Here is a 15,465-nt window from a genome sequence, read left to right as displayed (position 1 = left end):
ATGAAAGCAGGAGGCGCGACGCTTCGCGGCGTCGCAGCCGTCGATCGGCGTCGCTTATCCGCCGACCTTGAACGCCGGCAACTGCTGCCCGAGCCGCGCGCCCATTTCCGCGCCGAGCGCCTGCAACGCATTGAACGGGCGGATCATTACCTCGAATTCGACGATCCGTCCGTCGGTGTCGAAGCGGATCATGTCGATCCCCTTCAGCCGCTTGTCGCCGACCGTCGCACTGAATTCCAGCACGACACTCGTGCCGTCGTCATCGGCGAACGCGCGGTGATATTCGAAGTTCTCGAGGATCGTCAGCACCGTGCGCAGCGCCAGCAGCAGCGCGGGCGCCGGTCCGTACGGCTTGAACGCCATCGGCGACCGGAACACGGCGTCCGGATGGACGATCGTGTCGAGCTCGCTGAAGTCCTTGCGCGCGAGCATCGCGTGCCAGGTCGCGAGCGATTTCGCGACGGCGGGCTGCACATTCGATAAAGGTTGCATACTCAACGACTCCGGGGACGTCACACAAAGGATGCTCGACCGAAGGCGGCGGCGGATCGGGCCGCCCTCGCATCGTCCGGCACGGCGCGCGTCATGCATCCGGCAGGATCACGACCTTGCCCTTCACCTGCCGGTTCGCCATGCGCGCGATCGCGTCGGCCGCGCCCGCGAGCGGCACGCGCTCGGTGATCGCGGGCCGCACCTTGCCGGCCGCGAACCATTGCGCGAGCTGGTGCATGTTCGCTGCATGTTGCGCGGGGTCGCGCCGCACCGCGTCGCCCCAGAATACGCCCAGGATGTCGCGCTCCTTGAGCAGTGCAAGATTCAGCGCGATCTTCGGAATTTCGCCCGCTGCAAAACCGACCACGAGGAACCGGCCGCGCCGCGCGGTCGCGCGCAGCGCCGCCTCGCTGTACGCGCCGCCGACCGGATCGTAGACGACGTCCGCGCCGCGTCCGCCGGTCAGTTCGTCGACGCGGCGCCGCAGATCCTCGGTCGCGTAGTCGATCGTCTCGTCGGCGCCGGCCTCGCGGCATAGCGCGAGTTTCTCCGCGCTCGACGCGGCCGCGATCACGCGCGCGCCCAGCGCCTTCGCAATCTCGATCGCGGCGAGCCCGACACCGCCGGCCGCGCCCAGCACCAGCAGCGTCTCGCCCTGCTGCAGGCGTGCGCGCTGCTGGAGCGCATGCAGCGACGTGCCGTAGGCCAGCACGAGCGCCGCGCCCTGCTCGAACGACATCCCCGGCGGCAGCGCCGCGATCTGGTGGACGTCGGCCACGCATTGGCCGGCGAAGCCGCCGTGGCCGGTGAATGCGACCACCGCGTCGCCCGGCCGCCAGGTGCTCACGCCGTCGCCGACCGCGTCGATCACGCCGGCGAATTCCGCGCCCGGCGAAAACGGCAGCGACGGCTTCACCTGATACAGCCCCTGGACGATCAGCGCATCGGGGAAATTGAGCGACGCCGCCTTCACGCGGATCCGCACCTGGCCGGCGGCCGGTTCGGGAATCGCGACATCCTCGATACGCAAGCGGTCGATCGGGCCGAATGCGGTACACAACAGGGCTTTCATGCTCTCCATTCTCCTTGCGCGACAGCGCCGCGCATCGATACGGCAGCGGGACGCGCCCGCCGGCGGCGCCGGAACCGGCCGATTGAGTCGTGACTGCGCATGCTGGCGGGAAACTTAGCACGGTCGTTCTAAAACGACAATGGCAGGTCGCCCCGACGGGAATCCGGGCGCGATGGCGCCATACGAAGATGGGACGCGCATCGATACGGGTCGAGGCACGCGACGCTCCGCGCGCGATGCGCAGCGTGCCCGGGCCCCGGCTCACGCGTGCGGCGGCAAGTCCGCGTCGTCGTCGGCCAGCGTGCCGAGCGGCACGAAAATGTAGCCCTTCCCGCGCACGGTGCGGATATAGCGATAATCGCCGACGGCCCGCTCGATCAGGTTGCGTAGCCGGAAAATCAGCACGTCGAGCCCACGCTCGGAGCGTCCGGCCACGTTCAATCCCAGCAGCGCGAGAATCTCCGTGCGCGACAGCACGCGCATCGGTTGCGAGATGAACAGCTCGAGCAGCGCGAATTCGCTCGCACGCAACCCGAGGTCGTATCCCGCGCGGGTCGCGCGCCGACTGACGAAATTCACCTCGATGTCGCCGAATGCGTAGGATTCGGGTTTCCCGCCCGCGCGCACCGGCTCCGCGCGGTTCGCCGCATACCGGCGCATCGCGCTGCGCACGCGCGCGACCAGTTCCATCGGCTCGAACGGCTCCACGACGTAGTCGTCCGCACCGAGCTCGAGCGCGACGACCTTGTCGACCACTTGCGCGTCGCGGCTGATCACGATCACCGGCATGTCGTGGCCGGCACGCCGCAGCGCACCGAGCGCCATGTGGAACGCCGTGGCCGGCCGTTCGACCCGCAACACGATCAGCGTGGGCGGTGCCTCGGTCACGTGCGCCAGCAGCAGCGACACGTCGTCGAGCGCGGACGAATCGATCTGGCAGCCGCGCAGCAGCGCACGCATCATGTCGCGCACGCGCGGATCGGGCTCTACGACGAGAACTCGGGTGGTCATAAGAAATCGCCCGGCACGACGGCTCGAACAGTGCATCGCGACGTCACGTCGCCTCGCGGTCCGGCCGCAACGGCCCGGCACGGCCTGCACGAACCCGCGAGCGTGCGGCACCGGCGACTACACATGCATGCAGCAATCGAGACTCGTCAGAAAATAGCTCAGGCTCTTGCGAATCGACGCCTCGACCTCCCGCACGTCGCTGGGCGCCGGCGACCGGCCGAGCAGCGTCGCGACGATGTCCAGTGCCTCCCAGGGATGCCGGTCGTCGTAATCGGCATGCAGCTTGAGCCAGCGCATCGCGCGATGCCGGACGGCCGGATCGAACTGCTGTTCGTACGGCGATGCGCAAAGCAGCGCACTCCACTCGCCGGTCACGCCTTCGATCGCGTAATTGGTCGCGGCGATGCTCGGCGCGAGAGCGTCTGCGCTGGCGCTCTTCCAGCACCAGTGGCTCAGCGCGAATCCGGCGAGCGGCGCCTCGCCGCGCAGCAGCATGTCGATAGTCACGCCCGATTCCGCGGCCCAGTTGGCCCAGTGATCGACGTGATTCTGCTCGACGCGGATATTGCGGATCAGATAGCGCCGCGCCTTTTCCTCGCCGCGCGACCGATAGGCGGCGGTCTTCACCAGGTTCATCGCCATGTATTCCGGAAACTGGCTGACCACCGCCCAGCCGGTCACGAAGAAGGCGCGCAGTTGCGACGCGCGCAGCGTCCCGCCGCTCATCGCCGCGAACACCGGATGCGCCCGGACGCGCGCCTTCAGTTCGTCGGTCGCGCCGACCACGTCGCGCAGCCAGGCCGGATAGCTCGCCAGGTCCATCAGGTCGCCGGTCAGTTCAAATGGAGCACTCATGCGTTCGTACCTCGCTTGTTCAATGGAATCCCCCTTCCCGCCAGGGCGCGGGGCGGCTGAAGTAATAGCCCTGGCAATAGTCGACGCCGAGCGCACGCAGCATCTCGGCCGTCGCCGTGTCCTCGACGTGCTCGGCGACGGTGCGGTACTGCATCACGTGCGCGATGTCGTTGATCGCGGACGCGATGCCGCGCTTGATGCTGTCGGACGTCATGGTCGCCACGAGGCCGCCGTCGATCTTCAGGTAGTCGATCGGCAACTGGCGCAGATACGAAAACGACGACATGCCGGCGCCGAAGTCGTCTAGTGCGAAGCGGCAGCCGAGATCGCGCAGCTCGCACATGAAACGCGACGCGACCTCGAGGTTGCGCACCGCGCTCGTCTCCGTGATTTCGAAACACAGCAGCGACGGGTCGAGCCCCGACGCCGACAGCTCGGCGATCACGAACTCCACGAAGCGCTCGTCGGTGATCGACATCGCCGACAGATTCACGTTGTATTCGACGTACTGGCGCTGTTCGAGCCGCGCGAGACGCCGGATCACGGTGCGCACGACCCAGCGGTCGATCATCGTCATGTGGCCGTAGCGCTCGGCGGCCGGCAGGAAGACCGGCGAGATCAGCTTGCCGTCGGCATCCGGGATGCGCAGCAGGATCTCCGCGCGCTCCTGCGCGCCGAGTGCCGGCTGGATCGGCACGATACGTTGCGCATACAACTGGAAGGAATTCGTTTCCAGCGCGGTCTTCACGCGCCGGCTCCACTGCATGTGGTACGCCTGACGGCCCGAGTTCATGTCGCGCGAATCCGCGACGTGCACGCGATTGCGGCCGCGATCCTTCGCGACGTAGCACGCGATGTCGGCCATCTGCATCGCCTTCTCGACGCTCTCGGGCCGGCAGGCGAGATCGAGCACGCCGATGCTCACGCTGATCTTGAACGGCTCGCCCTCCCACAGAAACGTGAAGTCCTCGAGACTCGCGCGGATGCGTTCCGCCTTGCCGCCGTCCCGCGCGCCATCGCGACCGCCCGGCAGCAGGATGCCGAATTCGTCGCCGCCCAGGCGGCCGATCACGTCACCGTCGTCGAGACAGCGCGCGAACACCGCCGTCGCTTCGCGCAGCAGCGCATCGCCGGCCGCGTGCCCGCACACGTCGTTGACTTCCTTGAAGCCGTCCAGGTCGAGTACCAGCAACATCCCGTCGCCGCGTTGCGCCAGCCCGTCGCCCAGGCGCCGCTCGAACGCCGTGCGGTTGATGAGGCCGGTCAGCGCATCGTGCGATGCCTGCCATGTCAGCTTCTCGATCAACTGGTGTTCGCGTGTCATGTCGCGCAGGATCAGCACGTAGCCGACGCAGCGGCCCGCGGTGTTGTCCATCTTCGACAGCGACGCGCGCACCGGCACCGCGGAGCCGCACACGCGGATCAGGTCGAGATCGCGGGTAAACGTGTGATCGCCGCTGTTGCTGAGCGACGCGAGCAGCTTGATCGACATGCCGGTCGACGTGTCGATCAGGTCCAGCACGTCGTTGATCGGCTTGCCGACGCACTGCTGCGAGGACGCGCCGAGCAGTTGCTCGGCAGCCGGATTGACGGTTTCGATGCTGCGCGTGAGGCCGATCGTGACGATCGCATCGGCGACCGAGCGCAGCGCGGCTTCCGCGAACGCCTGGCTCCGGTCGAGTTCGGTCTGCATCGACACCTGCTGGCGTTGCGCGCGGCTCGCCCATCGCACGGACAACAGGATGATCAGCAGCGACGCGACGATGTATGACAGGAACAGCTGGATGACGGCCGAGCGGAATTCGGCGCTCAGCTCGGCGGAAAAGCGCTTCGGCAACGGTTCGATGTGCGAATTGAGATCCCAGATCGCGCGGTTCAGGCGGCTCGTGCGCCGGACGTCGTCCGCATGCACGGACTCGCGCAGCGCATCGGCGATCTCGCGCAGGTCGACCAGTTGCCGATCCGCGTCCTCCCAGTATTGCAACGCGGCGTTCAGGCGCGCAAAACTGCTCAGGATCGGATAAAACCACACCACTGCCGCCGCGTCGACGGGATTGATGCCCGCCGCGATCAACGCCCGGCGCGCCACGCCGTGGTCCGGCGGCAGGCTGGTCATCGCGCGGCGCGCGACGCCGAGAAATGCGAGGGTTCGATCGACTGCCAGATAATCGTCGAACAGCTTTGCGTCGCCGGTCTGCCCGTAGCGGCTCAGCAGGATGATCTCGTCCTTTTGCGCCTTCGACCAACTGCTCTCGCCGCCGACGTACACGCGCAACGACATGATCACGATCAGGCTGACGGCGACGAACCCGGCCAGCGCGACGATCACGACGACGATCGGCAGGATGCCGAGCGCCGGACTCCATGGCCACACATGAAACGAGCTGCGTTGACTCTGGAGCTTCGAAATGTTTTCCATACCTGATTGACTTCTTTTCTGATTCTTCTCGATGCCGCCGGCCTGCCGCATCGCTGCGCGCTCCGGCCTCTCCCCCTTCCGTCCCGACGCGCCGGCGCTCATGCAGTCGTGGCGGGACGGCACACCGGCGGGCGCCGAGCCGCAGCACGCCACGCCGCCGACTAGGTCGTCCAGACGCGTCGCGACAGCTCGACACCGCCGCCCGTGCCGTCATCGATCGCGAGAATGCGGCGCGTTTCGTCGCGGATGACCCGATGGCAGTCGCAGCCCTGCCGCTCGAGACCGGCGAGATCGGTCAGCACGATGGCACCGCGATGCTGATGAATCACGCCGAGCTCGTGAAGCTGCCGCGTGGTATCGGTGACGGTCTCGCGGCGCACGCCCAGCATCTGGCCCAGCATGCCGTGCGTGACCGGGATTTCGATGCTGCGCGAGCGCTCGTAAGCGATCAGCAGCCAGCGGCTCAGTTGATGCCGCATCACGTGGTGGCGGCTGCAGAACATGACCTGCGATGCCTGGGACAGCACCAGTTGCATCCGCACGAAGATCTGCCGCCGGATCGCCGCCGATGCGTCGCACACGCTGGCGAACCGGCGCACATACAACCGGTACGCGAAGCCGCCGCGATAGACGACGACGCGGCGCTGCATCGCGCTGCCGATGACGTCGTCGCACACGATGCCTTCGCGGCCGATTTCCGTCACGCCGAGCGTCATCTTGCCGCCCGCCGTGTATTGCAGCGAAATACCCGCCGTCACCGGAAAATAGACGGCCTCCAGATCCTCGCCGGCATCGCACAGCACCTGCCCGGTCTTGAGATTGGAAAGCATCAAATGCGGCGCCAATTCCGAACGGCTAATTCCATCGAGCGCAGACAGGAAATGATTGGCACCAAGCGCATGCGGCAACTCGATGACGTTGTTGGCCTGATGTTTCACGGCACACCTCGTACGTTGTATCCCTGCCCCTCGGCCAACGAATCTTCATGCTGTTTTTACCGCACCGGTTTTACGGCGTTTCCGCCTTGTCGTCGCGGTGACATTGAGTAAAAAGGTATCACGCGGCCCTGCGGTTCGCGACACTTCGCTTTTGTTACATGAAGTAATTTGACAGTTCGATTCACCATTTCCGGATACTTGCATCGTCAATCAAAAATCCACGATTTAAACCCGCTTCATATAAGGTGGATTGCTCGATGAATCATTGAAAATGCCGGGCGAATGCCAATACGCGGCAATGCTATTTACACGGGAAATTAAAATCATTCTCGAATCGAAAATAATGCGGGAAATGTGGGCTATCTCGCATTTGTCGCGCGACAGGTGTGCGTGCGGCGGCGACACGCACGCCGGAGACGGCCGCTAGTGCGCCGATGCCGCGGCCCTGCCCGCGTCGAGCGACGCGGCCCGCAATGCGTCCGCCGGATCCGGGAAATCGCGTTGCCGCAGTTGCGCGATCCGCGCATCGCGCGCGTCGGGCGCAAGCTGCTGCGCATCGAGCCGGTCGCGCTCGGACGCATAGTCGCGATAGCGCGCCTGCCACGCGTCGTCGTCCTGCTGCATCCGCGCGACACGCGCGGCGACATCGGCACCGAGCTGCGCACGCAGCGCATCGGTCGTCGCGCGCTGGCCGTCGAGCCGCGCAATCGTTGCAATCGCGTCGCGTTGGCGCGCCGCGCGCGCGCGTGCATCGCGCTCGCCGGGCGGCAACGTCAGGTCGAGCGCGGCGAGACGCTCGCGTTTCTGCGCGTCGTCGAGCGTCGGATCGCGCGCGATCCGGACCCGGTCGAGGTCGTCGTGCTGACGCCGGAATTCCGCGTCGAAGAACGGCGTGCTCCAGTCGCCGAGCCAGCGGCGAGCCAGCGCCGCGCGCCGCTCGAGCTCGCCCGAGATCGCGTCCGGGTCGAGACTGGCGCCGGCCAGTGTCGCACCCGGCTGCGCGTCGAACGCGGCGATGCACGCGCGATAGCGCGGCCAGAGTTCGCGCGCGTCGCGGCGGGCCGCCGCACCGATCGGCTGTGCGTCGATCTCGCGCTCGACCAGTGCATCGAGCGCCACCGGCATCACGTCGTGCCGCGCCAGCAAGAAGTAATCGAAGAATTCCCGCACCGCGCTTACTTTCGCGAGATGCCCGTCCGGCCCGACCGGCAGGCTCGGCGCACGCGAACCCGCGAGCGACGCCGGCAGCGCGACATCGGACGCGGCAAGCACCGGCTGCGGCCGCGCGGCGTCGCCGGGCGCGGCGCGGCCAGACGGCGCATTGCCCGCGGCGGACGGCGAAGTCTGACGGCCGAACCCATGCCACACGGCCGCCGCCGCGATCAACCCGGTCGCGCCATACAACACGGCGCGGGACAGCATCGCCCGGACTTCCATCGCTCAGACGCCCTGCTGCTTCAACCGGTTCGCCTGCACGCGCAGCGCGGCGACCGGGTCTTCCGCGTAGGCGCCGCGAATGCCGAACAACTGGTTGATCGCGTCGAAGTGATTCCAGCGATAGCGCGTCGAAATCACCGTGCCGAACAGCGAACTGCAGGTCGACGTGAAACCGTCGTTCGCGCCGGCGCCGGCCAGCGCCATCACGTTGCCGGCCGTCAGGAACACGAGGGTCGACGGATCCAGCACGTTCGCTGGATCGATGACGGGAATCACGCTGGTGTCGACCGCCCCGGTCACGATACCGAGCAGCGACACCGGCTGATACGCGGCACCGCTCCACGAATACAGCAGATGCACGTTGCCGCCGATCGTCTCGACCGGTGCGCCGGCGCCGCACGCGCCGGCGCCGAGCCCCGGGCTCGGGAACAGCTGGTTGAATCGCGCGACGTAGGTCGTGCTCAGCGCGTTGAGCGCGGCGATCGCATCCTGGTTGGTGTTGTGCGTGTCGCTGGTGAGGATACCGAACAGGTTCAGCAGCGCGCCGAACACCGGTGTCGACAGGCCGGTCGGGTCCAGCTTCAGCGCGCCCAGCACGAAATCGGCGAACTGCGAGCCGCGGTGCGGCGTCGCGATCGTCGTGACCGATGCGACGAGCGCGGGTGCGACCGACGCCACGTATCGCGACGTCAACCCGCCCTGGCTGTGGCCGATCAGGTTCACCTTGGCCGCGCCGGTGACCGCGAGCACCTGCTTCACATAGGCCAGCAACTGCTCGCCGCGCCCGTTCGGACCAAGGTCGCTCTGGAAGCCGGACAGGTCGGCGACGTAGACCGTCGCGCCGTGCCGCTGAAGATCGCTCTGGATGCCGTACCAGTACGGCAGGATGCCGAAATAGTCGTCGGTTCCGGTCAGCCCGTGTACGAGGATGATCGGATAACGGGTCGCCGCGTAGTCGTCGGCGGCCGTCTGCGCGCCGGCCTGTGCCGGACCCGCGATGACACACGCGAGCAGCACGATGCGGGCGATGACCCGTGCGCGCACGACCGACATGCATCGCGCCGCCACGGCGTGCAGGCGTGTCGCGATGCGCTGCACGGAAATATCGGCGCGACGACGCAGCGCCACATGCCGGTTGATGTCGATGTCATGCATTTGCACTCTCCCATGCGGCCTGCGCGGCCACGCGCCGCTGCCATGCGATGAACAACGGCGCGCCGACGACTTCGAGCACCGTGAAGCCAACGAACGGCGGCCACGGCAGCCCGAGCGCCGCAAGCGAAATCAGCCGCCCGACACCGCCGAGAAAGATCATCATCCACAGCGTCGCGAACAGCCGTCCCTGACGCTCGATGCGCGGAATCACCGAAAACGCCGCCAGCCCGAGCCCGAGCCAGACGCCCGCATAGAAGCGCAGGTTGCCGTCCAGCGTCGCGTCGCTCGGCAGCGCGATGCCAAGCGACGCGTACAGCGGATCGCGGATGCCCATCATGCCGAGCACTCCGGTGACCGTCGGGACCAGCGCAAGCACGGCGGTCGCCGCCTGAAGCGCGCGTTTGCTCATTCGAACTCTCCTTGCGTCATCGATAGAAAATGCCCAGCACCTGGATGCTCGTCGACTCCGGCATCGCGCCGAAGCGGCTCCACGACGGCCCGCCCTGATGCAGCCATTGCAGCGCGACATCGAACCGGTCGAAACGCCGCCGCAGCTCGAGCCAGTATTGCCGGCCGCCGCCGAGGTCGGCCTGCACGAAGCCCGACAGGTCGAGGCGCCGCATGCCGACGTTACGCCATGCCGCCATCACGAACATTCCGTGACGGGTCTGCAGTTCCTGCGCGGCGATGGACGTCTGCACCGCGCGGCCCCAGGCAGCCGGGTTCGCGCGCTGCAACGACCGCCATTGCGCCGCGTCCGCGCCGCCGCCGTTGCTCTGGAATTCGGCGGTCAGCGACAGATCGACCGGCAGCGTCCATGTCGCGCCCACCGACGAACTGGTGCGGAACGCACGATCATCGGCCGCGCCCGTTGCACGTGCGATCAGCGAGCGCCGGTAGCCGCCCGTCCATTCGACGTACGCGACCACCGAGTTGCCGAGCAGCACGCTCAGATTCTGGCCGAACTGTGGCGCCTGCCCGCTTTCTCCGTAGACGATCCACTGCGGCTGGATCGCCGCGGTGAGCCGCTGGCTTGCGACGAGCATCCAGCGGTCGACACCGTTGGTGCGCTGCAGGTCGGACGCCGCGGCCGGGTCGCCCGGCAGGCTGCGGCGCTCGAGGCGCGGCGACAGCAGCGTCGTGAGCGATCCCGTCTCCCACACCTGCTGGGCGCGCAATCCGACCGTGCCGAGCCGGTTCGTATGCCGGCTGTCCGGGTCGGGCGGCACGTCGAGGCTCACCGCGCCGGCCCGGAAGAAGTCGGTCGGGTTGTAGCCGGTCGCCGCGCCGAGCCGCGCGTTCACGCGGCCCGCGTCGACGACGAGCGCAGGCGACGCGCGCCAGCTCGCATAGGCTTCCTTCACGAGCGTCACGTCGCGCGACGACGTGCGCGACGTGCCGAGCGGATCGAACCGGTCGAAGCGCATCGAGAAATGCGCGGCGAACGACGGCGTCAGCCACTGCCCGTACTCGAATTCGACCGACAACTGGTTGCGGCCGGCCTCGCCGCCATCGCGATAGCGGCTCGCGCGCAGCGCGTCCTGCACGTTCAGCTTCCACGGCTTCGCGGTGGCGGCCGGGGTCGCGGCCGGCTGGTCGGCGAGCGCGAGCGCCGCGGCATCGGCCGCGTCGACGCCGGCCGTGCCATCCGCCCCGCCCGCATCCGCCGCACGCGCGAACGCCGGTAGCAGCGCGAACGCGAGCATCGCGATCCGGCCTCGGTGCCGCGCCGTCATTGCGCCTGGAAGCGGGACAGGTAGTCGCGCTGAAGCCATGCATCGGGAATGTCGCGCCATGCGTAGTCGGAGAAGCGCATGACCGTGACCCAGTTGCTGTCGAGCCCGTCGATGATGACGGTTTCGGTCGGCCGCTCGACACCGAGCTGCATCATGTAGCGGCGATAAAACGCGGTCTTCAGCAGCCGGTCGCTTTCCGAATAGAAGCGTGCCTTCAGCGGCCGGTTGTTCGCCGCATCGATCCAGATCTCGATGCGGCGGTACGTGAGCCCTTCGCCGTGCCCGTTGAGCGCGAGCCGGTACGCGCGGCGCGTCTGCCGGTCGCCGTCGACGATGTCCTCGACGCCCTTCAGCTGGGCCGCGTAGTCGTGCGCGAGATTGACCGTCACGACGTCGCCGTTCGCGGCCTGGCCGAGCAGCCGCTGGTCCGGCGAGATCCGCACGCTCGCCTGGTTCGCCGGATCGTAGAACCACAGGTCGTTGCCGTTCTTCAGCATCAGCTTGCCCGTATCGCGCGCCGGCGCGACGAAGCGCACCAGCGTGCGGAACGCGCCGCCGGGCGCATCCGGCTTCGAAAGGATCGACAGCGTATTGCCGTCGACCTGCTTGCCGGACCGGTATTCGATGAGCGTCGCGGTCAGCACGAACGATTTCTCCGGCGTGCGGATCGCGTCGCTCGCCGCGAGCACCTTCTGCGGATCGGGCGCCGGCTGCGCGTGCGCGACGCCAGTGAGGAACGAAAGACTCAGACAGCATGAAACGAACAGGCGACGCACGGGCGCTCTCCCGAAAGTGAAATGAACGAAAAACGCGGCATTCGCGCGACATCACACATGCCGCAGCGCATCGACGATCGACAACCGCGCCGCGTGCCGCGACGGCAGCCACGCGGACAGCCCGGCCACGCACGCGAGTCCGACGAACGTGACGGCGATGGTTCGCCACTCGCCCCACACGCGCACCGTCAGCGCGACGGCATCGATCCGCGCGGGCGGGGTCCACGCGAGCCCGCTGTGATTGACGATCGCGGCAATCGCAAGCGCGACCAGCACGCCGAGCGATGCACCGGCCACGCCGAGCAGCGCGCCCTCGCAGACGAACAGCGCCTGGATGCCGCCGCGTCGCATGCCCATCGCGCGCAGCGTGCCGATCTCGACGGTGCGTTCGATGATCGCGGTGCTCATCGTGTTGCTGATCACGAACAGCACGATCGCGCTGATCAGCACGAACACGAAGCCGAAGATCACCGAGAACATCCGGTTGGTCTGGTCGTAGAACGGGTTCAGCGTCGCGAAGTCGACGACGTCGAGCGGCTCGCCGTCGAAGCCGCCGTGCAGCAGCCGCTCGATGCGCGCCCGCGCCGCCGGCAGATCGGCCGTGCGCGCGAGCTGGATCTCGATCGCGGTCGCGCGCGGCGCAGCGCCGCCGTAGACGAGCCGCTGCGCCTGCGGCAGGCGCACCGCGAGATACACGTCGTCGAGCTCCTTCACGCCCTGCTGGTCGGCCTTCACGACCGAGAAGCGACCGACGTTCGGCGCGCCGCCCGCGCTCGCGGTCAGCACTTCGACATGAGTCGCCCCGCCGTCGGCCGGCCGCGTGCCGGCTTCGGCCCGGGCGAGCGCCAGCACGTCGGGCGGCGCGCTCGCGGCCGCGCCGTCGGCAGCCGGCTCGGCCGGGCCCGGCGGTGCATCGTGGCAGTCCGGCACGCGCAGCGGGCCGCACAGGTGCAGCACGCGCGCGACGCCGAGGCCGACGATCGCCGCATCGTCGGCGCTGCCGCGCAACGCGAACGCACGCGGGCGCAGCGGAAACCCGTACGCGTTCCATTGCTGCATCCGGTACTGGTCGTCCGGAATCGCGCCGAAACCCATCACGGTGCGCGACACGCCGGCCGCGAAATTGCCTGCGATCCCGCCGAACTGCAGCGTCGGCGTGACGACCTGCAGCAGCGGCGCGAGCTGCGGATCGCGCCGCAGCCGTTCAATCAGCGCCGGGTAGTCACGAATTCCGTATGCGGCCGGATCGCCCGTGCCGTACAGGAAATAGCCCTGCCGCTGGATCTGCAGATGGCCGCTGCGCTGCACGAAGTCGGTCTGCAGGCCGAGCGTGATGTCGCGGCTGAAGCCGCCGAACAGCAGGATCGCGCTGACGCCGACGATCATCGCGAGCAGCGTGGTCAGCGAGCGCCGGCGGTTGCGGAGGAGATTGCGCAGCGCAAGCATCAGCGTATGGGTCATCGGCACACCTCCTGCGTCGCCGTGACGCCGCCGGGCCGTTCGTGGCCGACGATACGGCCGTCGAGAATCCGGATCACCTCGTCGGCCACCCGCACCACCTGCGGATCGTGCGACGACACGATGAACGACACGTCGCGCTCGCGCTGGATCGTGCGCATCAGCTCGATGATCGCGTGCCCGGTCGCGCTGTCGAGGTTCGCGGTGGGTTCGTCCGCGAGGACCATCGCGGGCTCGGCCGCGAGCGCCCGCGCGATCGCAACGCGCTGGCGCTGACCGCCCGACAGCTGGCTCGGCCGGTGTCGCGCCTTGTCGGCGAGGCCGACCGCATCGAGCAGGTCGCGCACCCGCGCGGTACGCCGTGCCGGCGCCCAGCCCGCCATCAGCAGCGGATACTCGACGTTCTCGTACGCGGACAGCACCGGCAGCAGGTTGAAGGTCTGGAACACGTGGCCGACATGGCGCGCGCGAAAATCGGACAGCGCATCGTCGGACAGCGACGCCGTGTCGTGGCCGGCAATCGTCACGCGTCCGCCGTCGGGGCGGTCGATGCAGCCGATCAGGTTCAGCAGCGTCGTCTTGCCGCTGCCCGACGGGCCGCTCAGCACCGTGAAGCGGCCCGCGTCGAGCGTCGCCGACACGTCGGCAAGCCCGGTCACGCGCACGCTGTCGAGCAGGTAGGTCTTCGACAGATGTTCGACATGCACGAGACTCACGCCGCACCTCCCGCGCGTGCCGCACGCACCGGCGCCGCCTCCGGCGCACTCGCCGGCGCGCCGCCGGCCACGGCCGGCAACGCGCGTATCAGCCGCCGCAGCTGCTGCCGGTACGCGAAATGTTCGACCTCGATCACATGCCGCGGCGTGCGATGGAACGCGATGCCGCCGCTCCAGTCCGAGCGGCCGCGCCGGATCAGCCGGTCGATGCGTGCGGCCTTGCGCGGCGCCGCGTCGCGTGCGTGCAGATAGCGTGCGAGCAGTTGCGCCTGATAGTCCATCAGCGGCCAGTTGCCGGTCGACGTCTGGAACAGCCCGATGAAGAACAGGTCGCGATGCTGCGCGTCGAACAGATTCAGGTACAGCGACGGCTGCTGCTTGCGCCATTGCAGGTGCGCCTGGTCGATGAACGGGAAGCTCGGCTGGTAGCCGGTTGCGTACACGATCACGTCGATCGGCTCCTCGCGGCCGTCGACGAACACGACGCGATCGCCCTTCAGTTCACGCACGTCCGGCCGCGCATCGAGGTCGCCATGGCCGAGGTGATAGAACAGCGTCGAGTTGATGATGAAATGCGATTCGAACAGCTTGTGGTCGGGCTTGCGCAGCCCGTAGTGTTCCGGCTGTCCGGCCGTCGTGAGGCGCAGCAGCCGTTCGCCGAAGAAGCGCCGCGCCCACAGCGGCATGCGCAGCCGCAGCGGCCATTCCGCCCACTCGTCCGCCGGCATCCCGAACAGGAATTTCGGCCAGTAGTAGTAGCCGCGGCGCGTGCTGTGGAATACCGCGCTCGCATGATGCGACGCCTCGACCGCGATGTCGCAGCCGGAATTGCCGGCGCCGACCACGAGCACGCGCTTGCCGTCGAAGATCTCCGGCGTGCGGTACTGCGACGAATGAAGCTGCAGCCCGTCGAATTGCCCCGGATAGTCGGGCAGTTGCGGATGCGACAGGTGGCCGTTGCAGACGATCACGCCGCGGTAGGTCCGCACCTCGCCGCGATCGAGTTCGACGCGCCACTGCGTGCCGCCCGGCACCGGCGCGATCTCGAGCACCGAGCGGCCGAACTCGATCCGGTCGTACACGCCGAAGCGCCGTGCGTATGCGCGCAGATACGCGAGTGCCTGGTCGCCGCGCGCGTAGGTCGGATAGTCGTCGGGAATCGGAAAGTCGGTGTACTCGGAAAAACGCTTCGAGCTGATCATGTGGATCGATCGGTACACCGCGCCGCTCGGCCGGCCGTAGTACCAGTTGCCGCCGACGTCGTCCTCGCGCTCGATCACGTCGAAGTCGATGCCGGCCGCGAGCAGGTTCTTCGCCGCGGTAATGCCCGCCGCGCCCGCGCCGATGATGCAGTATCGCGCGCCGTCGTTGCGCTCCGTCATGGTGAGCCTCCTCTTCCC

General features: G+C 68.0%; 14 protein-coding genes. All 14 read right to left on the bottom strand.

Going from position 1 to position 15,465, the window contains the following annotated elements:
• Window positions 1-54: 54 nt before the first annotated feature.
• On the bottom strand, window positions 55-492 hold the full coding sequence (locus WS51_RS17080) for a nuclear transport factor 2 family protein (protein ID WP_081053720.1): 438 nt from the start codon (window positions 490-492) through the stop codon (window positions 55-57).
• 91 nt (window positions 493-583) lie between these two features.
• The gene (locus WS51_RS17075; RefSeq protein WP_069230000.1) at window positions 584-1,564 is read right to left on the bottom strand and encodes an NADPH:quinone oxidoreductase family protein; all 981 of its coding nucleotides are present in this window, start codon (window positions 1,562-1,564) and stop codon (window positions 584-586) included.
• Between the two features lie 261 nt (window positions 1,565-1,825).
• Window positions 1,826-2,575 (bottom strand): winged helix-turn-helix domain-containing protein, encoded by a 750-nt coding sequence (locus WS51_RS17070; protein WP_059789865.1) that lies wholly within the window; start codon window positions 2,573-2,575, stop codon window positions 1,826-1,828.
• A gap of 117 nt (window positions 2,576-2,692) precedes the next feature.
• Window positions 2,693-3,430 carry a TenA family transcriptional regulator gene (locus WS51_RS17065; protein WP_069229497.1) on the bottom strand — a complete coding sequence of 246 codons (738 nt, stop codon included), beginning with the start codon at window positions 3,428-3,430 and terminating at the stop codon, window positions 2,693-2,695.
• Window positions 3,431-3,449: 19 nt separating this feature from the next.
• On the bottom strand, window positions 3,450-5,849 hold the full coding sequence (locus WS51_RS17060; protein ID WP_059798389.1) for a putative bifunctional diguanylate cyclase/phosphodiesterase: 2,400 nt from the start codon (window positions 5,847-5,849) through the stop codon (window positions 3,450-3,452).
• Window positions 5,850-6,010: 161 nt separating this feature from the next.
• Complete coding sequence (locus tag WS51_RS17055) at window positions 6,011-6,787, bottom strand: Crp/Fnr family transcriptional regulator (protein ID WP_059546240.1); 777 nt, start codon at window positions 6,785-6,787, stop codon at window positions 6,011-6,013.
• A 423-nt stretch (window positions 6,788-7,210) separates the two neighbouring features.
• The gene (locus tag WS51_RS17050; RefSeq protein ID WP_418219697.1) at window positions 7,211-8,209 is read right to left on the bottom strand and encodes a lipase secretion chaperone; all 999 of its coding nucleotides are present in this window, start codon (window positions 8,207-8,209) and stop codon (window positions 7,211-7,213) included.
• Between the two features lie 18 nt (window positions 8,210-8,227).
• A complete protein-coding gene (locus tag WS51_RS17045; protein ID WP_069229999.1) occupies window positions 8,228-9,277 on the bottom strand; it encodes an esterase/lipase family protein in 1,050 nt (349 codons plus the stop codon).
• A gap of 94 nt (window positions 9,278-9,371) precedes the next feature.
• A complete protein-coding gene (locus WS51_RS17040; RefSeq protein ID WP_059506130.1) occupies window positions 9,372-9,788 on the bottom strand; it encodes a DUF4345 domain-containing protein in 417 nt (138 codons plus the stop codon).
• Window positions 9,789-9,804: 16 nt separating this feature from the next.
• The gene (locus tag WS51_RS17035) at window positions 9,805-11,115 is read right to left on the bottom strand and encodes a hypothetical protein (RefSeq protein WP_059952022.1); all 1,311 of its coding nucleotides are present in this window, start codon (window positions 11,113-11,115) and stop codon (window positions 9,805-9,807) included.
• Window positions 11,112-11,891 carry an outer membrane lipoprotein-sorting protein gene (locus WS51_RS17030; protein ID WP_059546228.1) on the bottom strand — a complete coding sequence of 260 codons (780 nt, stop codon included), beginning with the start codon at window positions 11,889-11,891 and terminating at the stop codon, window positions 11,112-11,114. Before WS51_RS17030 ends, WS51_RS17035 begins: the two co-directional genes overlap by 4 nt.
• 51 nt (window positions 11,892-11,942) lie before the next feature.
• A complete protein-coding gene (locus WS51_RS17025; RefSeq protein WP_069229495.1) occupies window positions 11,943-13,352 on the bottom strand; it encodes an ABC transporter permease in 1,410 nt (469 codons plus the stop codon).
• The gene (locus WS51_RS17020; RefSeq protein WP_059506122.1) at window positions 13,349-14,065 is read right to left on the bottom strand and encodes an ABC transporter ATP-binding protein; all 717 of its coding nucleotides are present in this window, start codon (window positions 14,063-14,065) and stop codon (window positions 13,349-13,351) included. The genes WS51_RS17025 and WS51_RS17020 overlap by 4 nt, the downstream gene beginning before the upstream one ends.
• Window positions 14,062-15,447: a flavin-containing monooxygenase gene (locus WS51_RS17015; protein WP_059546222.1), complete on the bottom strand. Its 1,386-nt coding sequence runs from the start codon at window positions 15,445-15,447 to the stop codon at window positions 14,062-14,064. Before WS51_RS17015 ends, WS51_RS17020 begins: the two co-directional genes overlap by 4 nt.
• Window positions 15,448-15,465 lie beyond the last annotated feature (18 nt).

Origin of the sequence: Burkholderia territorii, assembly GCF_001718335.1 — a bacterium.
In the GTDB taxonomy this organism is placed as follows: domain Bacteria; phylum Pseudomonadota; class Gammaproteobacteria; order Burkholderiales; family Burkholderiaceae; genus Burkholderia; species Burkholderia territorii.
Note: the sequence above shows the minus strand (reverse complement) of the source record. Positions and strands in the feature narration are given on the sequence as shown.

Coding starts and splice junctions, on each gene's coding strand:
- WS51_RS17040 (WP_059506130.1), bottom strand. CDS start 9,788: ATGAGCAAACGCGCGCTTCAGGCGGCGACCGCCGTGCTTGCGCTGGTC.
- WS51_RS17025 (WP_069229495.1), bottom strand. CDS start 13,352: ATGACCCATACGCTGATGCTTGCGCTGCGCAATCTCCTCCGCAACCGC.
- WS51_RS17080 (WP_081053720.1), bottom strand. CDS start 492: ATGCAACCTTTATCGAATGTGCAGCCCGCCGTCGCGAAATCGCTCGCG.
- WS51_RS17015 (WP_059546222.1), bottom strand. CDS start 15,447: ATGACGGAGCGCAACGACGGCGCGCGATACTGCATCATCGGCGCGGGC.
- WS51_RS17045 (WP_069229999.1), bottom strand. CDS start 9,277: ATGTCGGTCGTGCGCGCACGGGTCATCGCCCGCATCGTGCTGCTCGCG.
- WS51_RS17050 (WP_418219697.1), bottom strand. CDS start 8,209: ATGCTGTCCCGCGCCGTGTTGTATGGCGCGACCGGGTTGATCGCGGCG.
- WS51_RS17075 (WP_069230000.1), bottom strand. CDS start 1,564: ATGAAAGCCCTGTTGTGTACCGCATTCGGCCCGATCGACCGCTTGCGT.
- WS51_RS17065 (WP_069229497.1), bottom strand. CDS start 3,430: ATGAGTGCTCCATTTGAACTGACCGGCGACCTGATGGACCTGGCGAGC.
- WS51_RS17070 (WP_059789865.1), bottom strand. CDS start 2,575: ATGACCACCCGAGTTCTCGTCGTAGAGCCCGATCCGCGCGTGCGCGAC.
- WS51_RS17060 (WP_059798389.1), bottom strand. CDS start 5,849: ATGGAAAACATTTCGAAGCTCCAGAGTCAACGCAGCTCGTTTCATGTG.
- WS51_RS17035 (WP_059952022.1), bottom strand. CDS start 11,115: ATGACGGCGCGGCACCGAGGCCGGATCGCGATGCTCGCGTTCGCGCTG.